Here is a 13,787-nt window from a genome sequence, read left to right on the forward strand (position 1 = left end):
AATACCTCCAGTTCATTTGTAAGATATTTTTATTATATTGCTTTGAGTTTACTTTAAGTCAATAGCTTTTAAACCATATTTCCCAGGGCTAATCATAATTTTATTTTCTATTTTTAAACTGAGAAGTATATCACGAATTTTATTTTCTGAAAGCATGAATTTATTAGCTAAAGAACGACGGCCAACTGGTTCATGATTTTGATTACAGCGTTTTATCTCTAAAAAGATAGCTTCTTTTAAATTTATTGTATTGCTTTTATCAGTGAATAATTGTACTTTTATATCTTCGGGTAAATCACTGCTTTGTGGAATATCATCAGGGCAAATACTCGTTAAATATTCAATGACATTTTGCAATTCACGAATATTGCCTTGCCAATTATAAGCTTCTAAATAAGGCTGTATATTTTTAAAATATATTTTGGCATCATTGGATAGAGGTCTATATTTTTTATAAAATGCATAACAAAGAGGCATAATATCTTCTCGGCGTTCTCTTAATGCAGGGATTTTTAAAGGTAAAACATTTAATCTATAATATAAATCTTCGCGAAATAATTTTAGTTTAATATCTTCTTTTAAATTATGATTTGTAGCAACGATAATGCGAACATCTATAGGGATTACTTTTAAACCACCAACGCGGCGAACTTGTTTTTCTTGCAATACACGCAATAATTTTACTTGAAAAGGTAGTGGAGCATCACCGATTTCATCTAAAAATAACGTGCCTTTATGTGCTATTTCAAATAAACCTGCAGAACCACCGCGTTTTGCGCCTGTGAATGCTCCTTCTTCATAACCGAAAAGTTCAGATTCAAGAAGTGTTTCCGATAAAGCTGCAAAATTAATGGCTACAAATGGTCCTTTTCGGCGAGATGAAGCATTGTGGATACTTTGAGCTAATAATTCTTTGCCTGTTCCACTTTCACCTTGAATAAAAATAGTAGCATCGGTTTTTGCCATTTTTTTTGCCAAAGATAAGATTTTTTTTAAAGCGGGACTATTGCCAATTATATCAGCAAAATTATAGCGAGCGATATTCTGTTCTTCATATAAACGGCGACGTACAGATTCTTCTAAGCGATGGATTTCTGATACATCTTTTAATACATATAAACGACCTCTATCGGCATTTTTTGCATAAAGTGGCATTTCCGAAATGAGAATTTCATATGAAGGCAATTTTAAAATACCTTCTTTGCGTGGGTTGTTGACAGTTTCTAATAGTTTATTGTCTAGAATTTCTTCTATAGGTTGTCCAATAACATTGAGTGCTTTTTTATTGAATAATTTTTCAGCAATAGGATTAAATACGGATACTTTATTTTCTTTATTTATGGCAATTAAACCATCATGAACATTATTGATGACTGTCTTAAATCGTTCTTTCATTCGACTGCTATCTGTGAGCAATTTATTGCCAGTTTTTATCAATTTAATGATATCTTGAATGTATTTAGCTGATAAAATATGAGCAAATTTTTCTAGCATATTAAAATAAGTCAAAATTTCAATGAGAGACGTTATATCGACAAGACGAGTTTTAATATCAATGATTTTATTTACACAAGGCGGAACATGTTCAATTTCTCCTGGTGTTATGGCTATAGTTAATTTAGGATAATTTTTTATTTCTGGATAATACGGTGATAAATTTATATGGTCAATACCTAAAGTTTGTAATAATAAAATGGTTTCTTCAGCACTTTCTTTTGTATCGTTGACTAAAAGTGCTTCTGTATAACGAGGTAATTTAAATAATTTATTTATTTCATGATAATTTATTGAACGGCGAGCAATGATGTAAGGATGATTATCTGCTAATTTATGCATCTTTTGATAAGCAGCATTACTGGAATATACGATTAAATCAGCTTCGAAATTATGTGGTGGTGGTGAAGAAAGAAAATAATATTCTATATCTAAAATAGAAGAGAATAAATTACATAGTTGATGGTATATCGTTTGACCTGTGTTATATCCAAGTGAAATTACAACGAGTTTTTTCATGAGTGGCACTTCCTTATTATTTTTTATTTAATGGGAAAATAATGGTATTTTTATATAATATTCACCAATAAAACAGAAATATCCTATTGAATTTATTGTAAGCTTAACAATAAATTTTAATAAGGTAAATTGTTAATATACTTAAATAAAAAGTACATTTGTTTATTTCTTTATGGTGAAATGAAAATTTTTTTATCGATTTTTTAAAAATTGGCATGCAATTTGCATATGAATATAGTGTATATAATTTTGAGGAGTGATTATTATGGAAAAACCGAATAAAAATGATAACATTAAAATTAAAGTTCCTTGGTATGGTTATGTTGTATTTATCTTAGCTATTTTGTTATTCTCAGGAATTTTTTCCTCATCTGATGGCATTTTACGTGCATTAGATTTCAATGTATTAAATGGTAGCTTTGGTCAAATTCCGACAGATAAAGCTATGAGCTTTAGAGGGGCTGGCGGTAGCGGTGCTAAAGATGGATTTTTATTTGCATTAGAACTCATTCCTGCTGTTATCTTAGCACTTGGCATTGTAAATGTTATTGATGGTTTAGGTGGCTTAAAAGCAGCACAGAAAATCATGAATCCACTTTTAAAACCACTTTTAGGTGTACCTGGTATTTCTGCTCTTGCCAATATTGCTAATATGCAGAGTACAGATGCTGCAGCTGGTATGGTTAAAGAATTGAAAGATAATGGTTTGATTACTGATAAAGAACGTTCTATCATCATTGCATATCAAACAAGTGGTAGCGCATTTATTACAAATTATTTTTCTTCTGGAGCAGCGGCATTTAGTATTATGCTCGCACCGATTATTGTACCTATTTTTGTTATTTTTGTCTTTAAAATAGTTGGTGCTAATTTAATGCGTTTGTATTTCAAATTTTTAGGACAATAAGGTGGCGATATCATGAGTAACGTAAATAATACAGAAGTAAAAGTAAATAAAAATGTTTTAGATTTATTTATTGAAGGTGCTAGAAAAGGTTTTACAATTGGGACAACCAGTTTATTGCCAAATGTAGTGATGGCATTTGTTGTAATTCGTATTTTAGATGTTACAGGTCTTTTACATTTAATCGGCGTTGTATTTGAACCAGTCATGGGACTTTGGGGCTTACCTGGCGAAGCTGCTACAGTACTTATCACTGCACTTATGAGTATGGGCGGTGGTGTAGGTGTTGCCATGAGTCTTTATACAGCTGGCACATTAGATGCTACGCAGATTACAGTTTTAATTCCTGCTATTTATTTAATGGGAAATCCTGTACAAAATGTCGGCCGTTGCCTCGGTATTGCTGATGTAAATACAAAACATTATCCAGCAATTATTTTAATTTGCGTGATAAATGCATTATTATCTATTTGGGCAATGCGCTTGATTATGATGTTTTTATAATATATTGTATAAATTAATATAATTTAAATGAAGAGGGTATTTAATATGGAAAAACCGTTTTTTACATTGTTGAAAAATGCACATGTTATTGCGCCAGAAGATTTAGGCGTAAAGGACATTTTAATAGCAGGTGAAAAAATTGCTGCTATTGGCAGTGATTTATCTTTGCCAGGTTGTTATGATTGCACAGTAGTGGATTGTACAGATAAATACATTGTTCCTGGATTTATCGATGCGCATGTGCATTTAATTGGTGGTGGTGGTGAAGGTGGTTATGCTACAAGAACACCAGAAATTCAACTTACAGATATAACGACTTCAGGTGTTACAACTGTTGCTGGTCTTTTGGGAACAGATGGTGTAACTCGCCACGTAGCAAGTCTTTTAGCTAAAGCACGTGGATTAGAAGATGAAGGTATTACAGCATATATTTATTCTGGTTCATATGAAATTCCAACACCAACTATCACAGGCAGTGTACGCAAAGATATTATTTTAATTGATAAAGTAATCGGTACTGGTGAAATTGCTATGTGCGACCATCGCTCTTCCCAATCTCCAAAAGAAGCATATCAGCAAATCACAGCTGAAGCTCGTGTAGGTGGTATGCTTAGTGGAAAAGCTGGTGTTGTAAATATGCACCTCGGTGATGGCGAAGATGGATTGAAAATGTTATACGAAATCACTAAAAATGGAGAAATACCTAAAACACAAATTATTCCTACACATGCTAATCGTCATAAACGTTTATTTAAAGAATGTGTAAAATGGGCAAAACAGGGTGGGTTAATAGATATAACTTCTAGCGTAAGTCCTGCAACTGGTTCAGTTAAAGGTTTAAAACCTAGCGAAGCTGTAAAACAAGCACTTGATGCAGGTGTGGATATCAGTAAAATTACTATGAGTTCTGATGGAAATGGTAGCATGCCTATTTTTGATGATGAAGGTAATAATATCGGTGTAGGCGTTGCCAGTCAATCTTCTTTATTAGAAGAATTCCGCGATATGGTACAAAAAGAAGGAATTGCCATTACTGATGCTATCAAAACTATTACTAGCAATGTAGCTAGAAATCTTAAATTATATCCAAATAAAGGTTCAATCAATAAAAATAGTGATGCAGATATTTTAGTTTTGGATAAAAATTTAATGCTTCAAGATGTATGGGCAAGAGGCACACATATGGTGGAAAATGGCAAACCAATTGTCTTTGGTACATTTGAAAAAAGATATTAATAAGGTAGTTTAATTTAATAAGATGAATAAAAATAGAGGTATTTTGTGATAAAAATACCTCTATTTTAGTTTTTAATAGCGAAAATATCGTTAAAATATGATAAGATATAAAAGTTAGTTTTATTTTAGAGAGTTGTCTTTATTTTTTAGAAAGGATGGATTAAATGAAAAGATTACGTATTAGTTTAACAGCACAAATTTTTCTGGGATTGATATTAGGGGCAGCTTTTGGTTGTTTTTTTCCAGACTTTGGTTCACAATTAAAACCACTCGGTGATGCATTTATTCGAATGATTAAGATGATTGTTGTACCACTCATTTTTAGTACATTAGTTATCGGTATTGCTGGAACAGGCGATTTTAAAAAGCTTGGTCGCCTTGGTGGAAAAGCTATCATTTGGTTTGAAGTTGCCAGTGCATTAGCTCTTATTGTTGGTTTGGTTGTAGTAAATGTTCTTCAGCCAGGTGTAGGTGTATCACTTCCTGCTATCGGTGCAGCAGCTGGTGCAAATGCGGCAGCAACAGCGCAATCCTTTAGTATTTCTATGCACTTATTAAATATCATTCCAGCGAACATTGTAGAAGCTTGTGTTAAAAGCGATATGCTTCAAATCATTTTCTTCACTTGTTTCTTCGGGGTAGCATTAGCACATATCGGTGAAAAAGGTAAAATCGTTGTAGAATGTTGCCGTGGTATTGCTGAAGCTATGTTTAAAGTAACTCATTATGTAATGATGTTTGCGCCAATCGGTATTTTTGCTATGATTTCTTATACTGTTGGTACATTTGGCTTGGAAATGCTCATTCCGCTTGGTAAGTTGGTATTCTCACTTTATTTTGCTATTATAATATTCTTATGTATTTTGGCATTTATCGCTTCAATGATTACAAAACTTAATTTCTGGCATATTTTCAAAGTTTTACGCGAACCATTATTACTCGGTTATTCTACAGCAAGTAGTGAAGCAGCTTTGCCACTTGCCATGAAATGTTTGGAAAAACTCGGCTTGCCAAAACAGGTTGTTACTTTTGTAATGCCAACAGGTTATTCATTTAACCTTGATGGTTCAACTTTATATAGTTCTCTTGCCGTTATTTTCCTTGCCCAAATGTATGATATTGAATTTAGTATTACACAGCAAATTATAATGTTATTGACTTTGATGATTTCTACGAAAGGTATTGCTGGTGTTCCAGGTGCTTCTATCATTGTAATTGCAGGTACAGCAGCTTCTTTTGGTATTCCAACAGAAGGTATTGCGATTATTTTAGGTGTAGACCGTATCATGGATATGGCGCGTACTTTCTGCAATATTTTCGGTAACTGTATTGCAACTGTAGTTGTCGGTCTTTGGGAAAGAGATATTAAACGTGAAGAAATAGTACACGCTTATAAAAATAATTTTAATAAACAAGAAAAAGCTTAATGTATTTTAAAGACATTTAGCAATGTTTTAGCATATTTTGGACATGGTATTTATAATGCAGTAATGTATAATTTAACTATAATCATCTGGGTGATAATTTATAGTTAAAGGATAGATTACAATGGATAAATGCATTATAGATATAAGGCAACCGGATTATATTACAATCGGTACAGATAAAAATGAACGTGAAACAATAATAAATAATGATTTAGTACAATTTGATGATGTACGTGTAGAATTTGCTAAAACTGGTGAACATTGTGCTATATTTTTGACTGCGGATATCACACCAGTGCGCTGGATAAAACTTCGCTGGAATAATATGACTTGGGATAAAAAAGCACGCTTTTTAGGTGATGCTTGGGAACGTGGCTACAGCGATTTACAGTGGCAGGGAATGAGTGCTAGACGCTTTATGCCATGGTATTTTGCGGCAACGCATGAAAATAACACCATTTGCTATGGCGTTAAAGTCAGACCATCAGCCATGTGTTTTTGGCAAGTGGATAGTATGGGCATGACTTTATTTATGGATGTGCGTTGCGGTGGCAATGGTGTAAAACTTGGCGGTCGTAAATTAGAGGTGGCAGAAGTTCTTGGAACAAAGTTCTTAAATTGTACTTCGTTCGAAGCTTTGAGCGATTTCTGTGGTGATATGTGTACAGACCCTATATTGCCTACATATCCAGTATATGGCAGTAATAATTGGTATTATGCATATGGCGATAGTTCTGAAGAAGAAATTTTAAGCGATACAGATTATATCGTAAAACTCACAGAAGGTATTAAAAATAGACCGTATATGGTAATTGATGATTGCTGGCAAGAACATCATCGTTTAAATGAATACAATGGTGGCCCATGGACAAAAGGCAATGAAAAATTTCCTGATATGAAAGCTTTAGCAGAAAAATTAGTAGCTAAAGGTGTTCGCCCTGGCATTTGGGTAAGATTTTTGCAAAATGAAGCAGAGGACATTCCAAGTGAATGGAGGTTATCGACAAATGGCTGTCTTGACCCGTCTAATCCTCAGGCACTAGAATATATCAAGCGTGATGTAAAACGCATTTGTGATTGGGGCTATACCTTGATTAAACATGACTTTTCTACTTTTGATTTATTCGGTAGATGGGGTTTTGAGATGAACCCATTGGTGACTAAAGATGGCTGGCATTTTTACGATGAAAGCATGACGAGTGCGGAAGTCGTGAAATTATTGTATAAAGCTATTTTAGAAGCTTCAAAGGAAACGAATACAATTATCTTAGGTTGCAATGCTATCGGTCATCTCGGTGCAGGACTTATGCATATGAACCGCACAGGTGATGATACGAGCGGATTAAATTGGGAAAGAACGCGCAGCATGGGCATAAATACACTGGCTTTTCGTTTGCCACAACACGGTAAATTCTATGAAGTGGATGCTGATTGTGTGGGCATTGATTATGGTGTTTCTTGGAAATTCAATAAGCAATGGGCTGATTTATTAGCACAAAGTGGTACATCATTATTCGTTTCAGCTCGACCAGGTCTCTTATCTGAGGCAGAAAATGAAGAACTTCATAAAATAATGGTAATAGCTTCGGAGCAAAAACATCATGTAGTTCCAACTGATTGGGAAGATACTGATTGCCCGGAAGAATGGGAAGATAAACTGAATAATATTAAAAGAAAATATAATTGGTATGAAGAATGTGGCGTTAGATTTAAAACGCAAGCCGTTCGCTATACGCCGTATTTATCAATCATCGGTTAAGAATTGAGTAAGTTTTTAGGCTTATAATATGTTTTTCGATATAATTGAGGCGACATACCAGTAGCTTGTTTAAATGCACGTGAAAAAGCAAATGCATTTTTGTACCCGCAAGATAGTGCGACACTAGCGACGGGAACAGTGCTTTTGCGTAATAATTCACGTGCATTTGCTATTTTGGCGTTCATCAAAAATTGTTGCGGTGAAGTGTGAAGTTCGCGCTCAAATAATGCGTATAAATAACTGCGACTGATGTTTAAATAGCGCGCTACGTTTTTCACGCTTAAGTCAGTGAATGTATTTTTTTCAATGTATTCAATAGCTTTCGTTATATAAAAATTATCATTTAATTCAACAGCATTGTAATTAGCATGTAAATCTTCTTGTAGTTTAGCGAATAATAAATATAATTCACTGTGAATATAACACTCATTAGCAGGTGTTAATTTATCATGGTGCATCATGCTACGGATTATTTTTGCTATTGATTGCACTGATGATAAGGTAACAACTGGTTGATTGGGCGTAAAATGGCATTGGACTAAAAGTTCAGGTACTATACTGCCATTAAAGCAAATCCATGTGTAAGTCCATGGGTTTGTCGACTCCGCTTTATAAAAAGTTAAATTGCCTGGTTCAACGAGAAAACATTGTCCTGTGTTTACTTTAAAACTTTTATCTTCAATGAAATAAAAACCAGAACCCTCTAAAACGAAATGAAGCATATAATAATTGCGCACAGCGGGGCCATAAGATTGGATTGATGTACATTTTTCCCAGCCACAAGATAGTAAATATAATTCTTTGGATGAAGTTTTACGCTCCATAATATGTTGATTTCTGTCCATAATTCACCTCTAAATTAAATTATGTATAGATAGATTGTTTTTATTTTACTTAAATAATTGCTTTAAAATATTTGTTCTCTACATCATAATTTATTCCTGCTAAAAAATTTTTTATGCTGACAAGTAAAAATACTTGACACAACTATTTTTCTTAGATATAATAATCAAGGTCGCAAATGCGGCAAGTGTCTTAGAAAGCTCAGGTGATATAATGCTGGAAAAGTTTTTGCACATGAGCGCATTATTTGATTTTTATGGACCTTTGCTGACTGATAAGCAGAACCGTTGTTTACAAATGCACCTATTTGAAGATTTTTCTTTATCGGAAATCAGTGCAGAGCTTGGTATTTCACGTCAAGCTGTTTATGATATGCTGAAACGCAGTGAACAACTCATGCAACAGTATGAAGATAAACTTGGTTTGGCGGCTCGTTCTATAAAAGAAAAAAAAGAACTTAGCTCTATTCTGAACGATTTAACACAAATCGAGCAGGAAATACATGATGACAGACTTAATAATATAATAGAACGTATTTCTGTTTTAACAAGTGATAGCAAGGAGGCATAAATTTGATTTTTGAAAGTTTAGCTGACCGTTTACAAGAAACTTTTAAAAAGTTACGCGGGCATGGAAAGCTCACAGCTGATGATGTAAATGCCACAATGAGGGAAATCCGCATAGCTTTATTAGAAGCCGATGTAAATTTTAAAGTAGTTAAAGATTTTATTAAAAAGATAAAAGAACGTGCCGTAGGTCAAGAAGTTTTAGAGTCCTTGACTCCAGCACAGGCTGTTATTAAAATTGTCAACGAAGAATTAACTGCATTGATGGGGCAAACACAAAGCCACATTAATATTTCTCCAAAACCACCGACAATCATCATGATGGTAGGTTTGCAAGGGGCAGGTAAAACAACTTCAGCAGGCAAACTCGCTTTGATGTTTAAAAAGCAAGGCAAACATCCAGTTATGATAGCAGCCGATATATATCGTCCAGCAGCAATTAAACAGTTGCAGGTACTTGGCAGTCAAATTAATATACCAGTATTTGCAAAAGAAGATTGCAAAGATGCAGTGAAAATAGCTAAAGAAGGTATAGAATATGCTCATTCTCATGCTAATGATATTGTAATCATCGATACAGCTGGTCGCTTGCATATTGACGAAAATCTTATGCAAGAGTTAAAATCTATTAAAGCAGAAGTCAAACCACATGAAATTTTATTAGTGGTAGATGCTATGACTGGTCAAGATGCTGTCAACGTAGCTGAAAGCTTCAACAATGACTTAGGCTTAGATGGCGTAGTTTTGACTAAGATGGACGGTGACGCACGTGGTGGTGCTGCACTTTCTGTCAAAGCTGTAACAGGTTGTCCGATAAAATTTGTCGGTGCTGGTGAAAAATTAGAAGCACTTGAACCATTTTATCCAGATAGAATGGCTTCACGTATCTTAGGTATGGGCGATGTTCTCACACTTATTGAAAAAGCTCAATCGGCTTTTGATGCGGAAGAAGCTAAAAAAATGGAAAAGGCATTCCGTAAAAATGAGTTTACACTTGATGATTTCCTTTCTCAACTTAATCAAGTGAGAAAACTTGGTTCTTTTGAAAGTATTTTGGGCATGATACCAGGTATGGGAAATCTTAAAAAGAAACTCGATGGTGTAGATTTAGATATGAATGGCAAAGAAATCAAGCATATTGAAGCTATTATCAGAGCCATGACACCAGAAGAAAAGCGCAATACCAAAATCATTAACGGTTCACGTCGCAAACGTATCGCTATGGGTAGTGGTACAAAGGTTCAGGAAGTCAATAAGCTCTTAAAGCAATTTGATGAAATGAAAAAAATGATGAAAAAAATGTCCAATATGAAACAGTTTAATAAGAAGGGTAAAAAAGGTAAAGGCGGTTTTAAACTTCCTTCATTATTTAGATAAACCTTCATAATATAAATTTCTTAATCACTTTAAGGAGGTGAAAACATGGCAGTTAAAATTCGTTTAAATCGTATGGGTGCTAAAAAACGTCCATTCTATCGTATCGTTGTAGCAGATTCTCGCGCTCCACGTGATGGTCGTTTTATCGAAATCTTAGGTAACTATGATTCCACAAAAGAACCTGCTATTGTCAACATTGATGAAGAAAAAGCTATAGACTGGATGCTTAAAGGTGCTCAGCCTACAGATACAGTTAAATCTTTATTTAGCAAAAAAGGTATCATGGCTAAACTTGATACAATTAAATTTGCTAAAAAATAAGAAAGAGGCAATTAAATGAAGGAACTTGTTGAAGTAATAGCAAAATCACTCGTTGATTATCCAGAACAGGTTATCGTTGATGAAAAAGTTGACGGAAATCATGTTCTAATAGAATTGCGTGTAGCTTCAGCCAACATGGGCAAAGTAATCGGCAAACAAGGACGCATTGCGAAAGCAATTCGTACTGTAGTAAAAGCCGTTGCAGCCTGTGAAAATAAAAAAGTTACCGTCGACATTGTCGAATAGTTTTTAAATAGCTATCTAACGTCGAAAAGTCTTTTAAATCAAGACTTTCGGCGTTTTTATTTTACATATATCATTGGTAACTTTTTTATTAGGTGCCATTTAGGTGTCGTTTACAAATTTGAAAGTAATTTTTGATTAAATTAGTGTTTATTTTTAATAAAAAAAGACGAAAATCCATTTAGGTTTTTCGTCTTTTAGTATTTTATAGATTAAGTTTAAATATCTGGCATTTTTGGTAAAATATCGCCTTCATCAATCGGCATAAATTCGGCGCCAGAAGATTTTATAATTGATTGCATGAAATCATGAACTTCTGATTTTTGATTGAGTAATTGTTGTAAATCCAAAACTAAAGATAAATCTACACCTTGTTTTAATAAGTAATCGGCTATTGCTTGCTGGAATATATTTAAATCAATATTAATACCATAAGAGCGGAGTTCAGCAAATTTTTGAGCCACTTCTGTTTGAGCTACTTCTTGCAAGGCATTTTGATAGAAATGATTTACAATACTCATAGTTACATTAGAGAGCAAATGCCCGATTATTGGAATGTTTTCTTCTGACCAAATGGCGAAACGAGAAGCTGTATTAAAATATTCTTGATATTGTTCGATTATAGGTCGTGTAGCTATGAGATAATCTTGCAACTCTTTTTTTTGTTGTTCATTTTGTAGCATTTGCATGATTTCGCCGTGCAGCCGGACTTTTTCCGCATCCAGCGCACTATTCATGTCAGCAGCATTAATCCCTGTATCTGGTGTAGCGGGAGCTGCCTGTACACATAGAGGAGCCGCCGTCAAGCATATGAGAAGCACTATTAAGCGGCATATTTTTTTTAACATAACTTTCAACTCCTGTAAGCAAATTTGGATTAAAGATGTATCTTTGTCTAAAGTTTACTATAATCGGAGCTTTTTGTCTAATCAAAAAAACAGCCTCCGCGGCTGTTTTTCTGGTCAAATCATTTTTATTAATATTATGCCGGAAATCATCGTAATTATGCCGGCGACGCCCAGCGACGTTATTTTTAAGTGAAAAAATGTTTTGTCGACAAAGGTGGTAAGCAGCAGTCCGAATGCGCCGAAAAGCGAATAGGCTATGCTTAAATCCATAACAGTGATGGCTTTGGCTAGAAATAAAAAAGCGATGCCGACGCAGCCTATTGCTGCTATACCGTATAATTTGCGTTTGAAACCATGCGATTTTTTTAGAAAAATATTGGCAAGCACATCAAAGCAGACAGAACAGATTATGAGGATTGTGCCGAGAATACCGTCAGTCATTTTTATCACCTCCGGCAGTATGCGTGCCTTTTTTTATCATTAAAAGACCGCTTAGAATAACGGCAAAGGCTAAAATTTTCAGCGGCGGCATATTCTCGTTGAAAACAAACCAGGCGACAAACGCCGTTCCGATTAGACCGACACCTTCCCAGGTGGCGTAGGCTACGCTGATGGGAATTCTAATGACGGCCTTGCTCAAAGCAAAATAGGACAGACCGATGAATATGAGCATGAAAACATAACCTTCCATTCGTCCATGCGTGGCGAAAAATTTCATCGTGGATGTTCCTGTTACTTCTAAGGCAATCGCCAGAAACAGCATATACCATGCAGTTGTCTTAGCCATATTATGCACTTCCTTTCACAAGAATTTAGTAATGATAGGGATTTTTAGCTTATATATCTATTTTAAACTATGGTATAAAACCATAGTCAAGTGCATAAAAATTATTTTTACTAATATTTTTAAATAAGATAAAAAAGTATTTTATAAAAAATAACGGCTCTAACCTTTAAATCAGTTAAAGCCGTTATTTTTATTTATTCTGGGAAATATTTTCTTGTATAGTATCATCAGTATCATTGATTTTTAAATAAATCGGGGAAAATAACCCTGTTTGATAAACTGTTATGCGTTTAATTTTTATAAGCTCGAGCATTGCCAAAAATGTCGTGATTAATTCTGCTTTTGATGTCTTCGTTGTAAATACCGAATTAAAGCAGATGTTGCCGTTATTTTCTTTTAATAGTGCGAGCAAATATACGATTTTATCTTCTATAGTGTATTGTTCGCGCGCTACATTGGCAACGATTGGCGTATGTTCAAGTTGTCCTTCTAGTACATTTTGAAAAGCTTGCCAGAGAAGTTTTACATCAAGACCGACCGGTGGCAGATGTTTTGGTTCAGGCAGCGTAGATTTGCGGAAATATCTCTGTCCTGCTTCTTCTGCCATATCGCTTAATATGCTACTGATTTCTTTGTAGCGGCGATATTCCAAAAGTCGTTCCACTAATTCTTGACGAGGGTCGATTTCATCTTCTTCTGTTGTATCCGTTTCTATCTTTGTATCAGGTAATAAAATCTTTGATTTAATCTGTAATAAAGTCGCAGCCATTACGAGAAATTCACTGGCAATTTCAATATTGAATTTCTTGAATGTGTTTAAATAATCCATGTATTGCTCTGTTAATAGAGCGATTGGGATATCATAAATATCGATGCGATTTTTTTCGATTAAATGTAGGAGTAAATCGAGTGGTCCTTCAAAACTTTTAAGATGTACTTTATATTGTTCTTTTTGCATA

At 34.3% G+C, this 13,787-nt stretch carries 15 protein-coding genes; 9 read left to right on the top strand and 6 right to left on the bottom strand.

What is annotated here, in order from left to right; genetic code table 11:
* Positions 1–48: 48 nt before the first annotated feature.
* Entirely contained in the window at positions 49–2,013 is a 1,965-nt protein-coding gene (locus CKV65_RS03165) for a sigma-54 interaction domain-containing protein (protein ID WP_027889686.1), read from the bottom strand.
* 265 nt (positions 2,014–2,278) lie between these two features.
* On the opposite strand from CKV65_RS03165, the gene CKV65_RS03170 reads away from it, so the two are divergent.
* From CKV65_RS03170 to CKV65_RS03190, 5 genes are all read left to right on the top strand, one after another.
* On the top strand, positions 2,279–2,920 hold the full coding sequence (locus CKV65_RS03170) for a hypothetical protein (RefSeq protein ID WP_027889687.1): 642 nt from the start codon (positions 2,279–2,281) through the stop codon (positions 2,918–2,920).
* A 12-nt stretch (positions 2,921–2,932) separates the two neighbouring features.
* Positions 2,933–3,421 carry a YjiG family protein gene (locus CKV65_RS03175; protein ID WP_027889688.1) on the top strand — a complete coding sequence of 163 codons (489 nt, stop codon included), beginning with the start codon at positions 2,933–2,935 and terminating at the stop codon, positions 3,419–3,421.
* 45 nt (positions 3,422–3,466) lie between these two features.
* Positions 3,467–4,657, top strand: coding sequence for a beta-aspartyl-peptidase (iadA, locus tag CKV65_RS03180; RefSeq protein WP_027889689.1), 1,191 nt, complete (start codon positions 3,467–3,469; stop codon positions 4,655–4,657).
* A 164-nt stretch (positions 4,658–4,821) separates the two neighbouring features.
* A complete protein-coding gene (locus tag CKV65_RS03185; protein ID WP_027889690.1) occupies positions 4,822–6,084 on the top strand; it encodes a dicarboxylate/amino acid:cation symporter in 1,263 nt (420 codons plus the stop codon).
* 121 nt (positions 6,085–6,205) lie between these two features.
* Positions 6,206–7,843 carry a glycoside hydrolase family 36 protein gene (locus tag CKV65_RS03190; RefSeq protein WP_027889691.1) on the top strand — a complete coding sequence of 546 codons (1,638 nt, stop codon included), beginning with the start codon at positions 6,206–6,208 and terminating at the stop codon, positions 7,841–7,843.
* On the opposite strand, the gene CKV65_RS03195 is transcribed toward CKV65_RS03190, so the two are convergent.
* Positions 7,840–8,688 carry an AraC family transcriptional regulator gene (locus CKV65_RS03195; protein ID WP_027889692.1) on the bottom strand — a complete coding sequence of 283 codons (849 nt, stop codon included), beginning with the start codon at positions 8,686–8,688 and terminating at the stop codon, positions 7,840–7,842. The two genes, CKV65_RS03190 and CKV65_RS03195, sit on opposite strands and share 4 nt — an antisense overlap.
* 232 nt (positions 8,689–8,920) lie before the next feature.
* On the opposite strand from CKV65_RS03195, the gene ylxM reads away from it, so the two are divergent.
* The 4 genes from ylxM to CKV65_RS03215 are packed head-to-tail and all read left to right on the top strand — an operon-like array spanning position 8,921 to position 11,196.
* Complete coding sequence (gene ylxM / locus CKV65_RS03200; RefSeq protein ID WP_231922708.1) at positions 8,921–9,256, top strand: YlxM family DNA-binding protein; 336 nt, start codon at positions 8,921–8,923, stop codon at positions 9,254–9,256.
* A 2-nt stretch (positions 9,257–9,258) separates the two neighbouring features.
* Positions 9,259–10,629 (top strand): signal recognition particle protein, encoded by a 1,371-nt coding sequence (gene ffh, locus CKV65_RS03205; RefSeq protein WP_027889694.1) that lies wholly within the window; start codon positions 9,259–9,261, stop codon positions 10,627–10,629.
* A 45-nt stretch (positions 10,630–10,674) separates the two neighbouring features.
* Positions 10,675–10,950, top strand: a complete 276-nt coding sequence (gene rpsP / locus CKV65_RS03210; protein WP_027889695.1) for a 30S ribosomal protein S16 — start codon at positions 10,675–10,677, stop codon at positions 10,948–10,950.
* A gap of 15 nt (positions 10,951–10,965) precedes the next feature.
* The gene (locus CKV65_RS03215) at positions 10,966–11,196 is read left to right on the top strand and encodes a KH domain-containing protein (RefSeq protein ID WP_027889696.1); all 231 of its coding nucleotides are present in this window, start codon (positions 10,966–10,968) and stop codon (positions 11,194–11,196) included.
* A gap of 215 nt (positions 11,197–11,411) precedes the next feature.
* Here CKV65_RS03215 and CKV65_RS03220 read toward each other — a convergent pair whose 3' ends face one another.
* From CKV65_RS03220 to CKV65_RS03235, 4 genes are all read right to left on the bottom strand, one after another.
* A complete protein-coding gene (locus CKV65_RS03220) occupies positions 11,412–12,041 on the bottom strand; it encodes a hypothetical protein (protein WP_036254453.1) in 630 nt (209 codons plus the stop codon).
* Positions 12,042–12,155: 114 nt separating this feature from the next.
* On the bottom strand, positions 12,156–12,482 hold the full coding sequence (locus CKV65_RS03225) for an SMR family transporter (RefSeq protein ID WP_027889698.1): 327 nt from the start codon (positions 12,480–12,482) through the stop codon (positions 12,156–12,158).
* Positions 12,475–12,828: a DMT family transporter gene (locus tag CKV65_RS03230; protein WP_036254456.1), complete on the bottom strand. Its 354-nt coding sequence runs from the start codon at positions 12,826–12,828 to the stop codon at positions 12,475–12,477. The genes CKV65_RS03225 and CKV65_RS03230 overlap by 8 nt, the downstream gene beginning before the upstream one ends.
* 190 nt (positions 12,829–13,018) lie before the next feature.
* Positions 13,019–13,786 carry a segregation and condensation protein A gene (locus CKV65_RS03235; protein ID WP_051177583.1) on the bottom strand — a complete coding sequence of 256 codons (768 nt, stop codon included), beginning with the start codon at positions 13,784–13,786 and terminating at the stop codon, positions 13,019–13,021.
* Position 13,787: the final 1 nt, after the last annotated feature.

The sequence above is a fragment of the Megamonas hypermegale genome (assembly GCF_900187035.1).
Classification (GTDB): domain Bacteria; phylum Bacillota; class Negativicutes; order Selenomonadales; family Selenomonadaceae; genus Megamonas; species Megamonas hypermegale.

Excerpts from the sequence above, each read along its gene's own strand:
- CKV65_RS03165 (WP_027889686.1), bottom strand. The coding sequence starts at position 2,013 with ATGAAAAAACTCGTTGTAATTTCACTTGGATATAACACAGGTCAAACG.
- CKV65_RS03170 (WP_027889687.1), top strand. The coding sequence starts at position 2,279 with ATGGAAAAACCGAATAAAAATGATAACATTAAAATTAAAGTTCCTTGG.
- CKV65_RS03175 (WP_027889688.1), top strand. The coding sequence starts at position 2,933 with ATGAGTAACGTAAATAATACAGAAGTAAAAGTAAATAAAAATGTTTTA.
- iadA (WP_027889689.1), top strand. The coding sequence starts at position 3,467 with ATGGAAAAACCGTTTTTTACATTGTTGAAAAATGCACATGTTATTGCG.
- CKV65_RS03185 (WP_027889690.1), top strand. The coding sequence starts at position 4,822 with ATGAAAAGATTACGTATTAGTTTAACAGCACAAATTTTTCTGGGATTG.
- CKV65_RS03190 (WP_027889691.1), top strand. The coding sequence starts at position 6,206 with ATGGATAAATGCATTATAGATATAAGGCAACCGGATTATATTACAATC.
- CKV65_RS03195 (WP_027889692.1), bottom strand. The coding sequence starts at position 8,688 with ATGGACAGAAATCAACATATTATGGAGCGTAAAACTTCATCCAAAGAA.
- ylxM (WP_231922708.1), top strand. The coding sequence starts at position 8,921 with ATGAGCGCATTATTTGATTTTTATGGACCTTTGCTGACTGATAAGCAG.
- rpsP (WP_027889695.1), top strand. The coding sequence starts at position 10,675 with ATGGCAGTTAAAATTCGTTTAAATCGTATGGGTGCTAAAAAACGTCCA.
- CKV65_RS03215 (WP_027889696.1), top strand. The coding sequence starts at position 10,966 with ATGAAGGAACTTGTTGAAGTAATAGCAAAATCACTCGTTGATTATCCA.
- CKV65_RS03220 (WP_036254453.1), bottom strand. The coding sequence starts at position 12,041 with ATGTTAAAAAAAATATGCCGCTTAATAGTGCTTCTCATATGCTTGACG.
- CKV65_RS03225 (WP_027889698.1), bottom strand. The coding sequence starts at position 12,482 with ATGACTGACGGTATTCTCGGCACAATCCTCATAATCTGTTCTGTCTGC.
- CKV65_RS03230 (WP_036254456.1), bottom strand. The coding sequence starts at position 12,828 with ATGGCTAAGACAACTGCATGGTATATGCTGTTTCTGGCGATTGCCTTA.
- CKV65_RS03235 (WP_051177583.1), bottom strand. The coding sequence starts at position 13,786 with ATGCAAAAAGAACAATATAAAGTACATCTTAAAAGTTTTGAAGGACCA.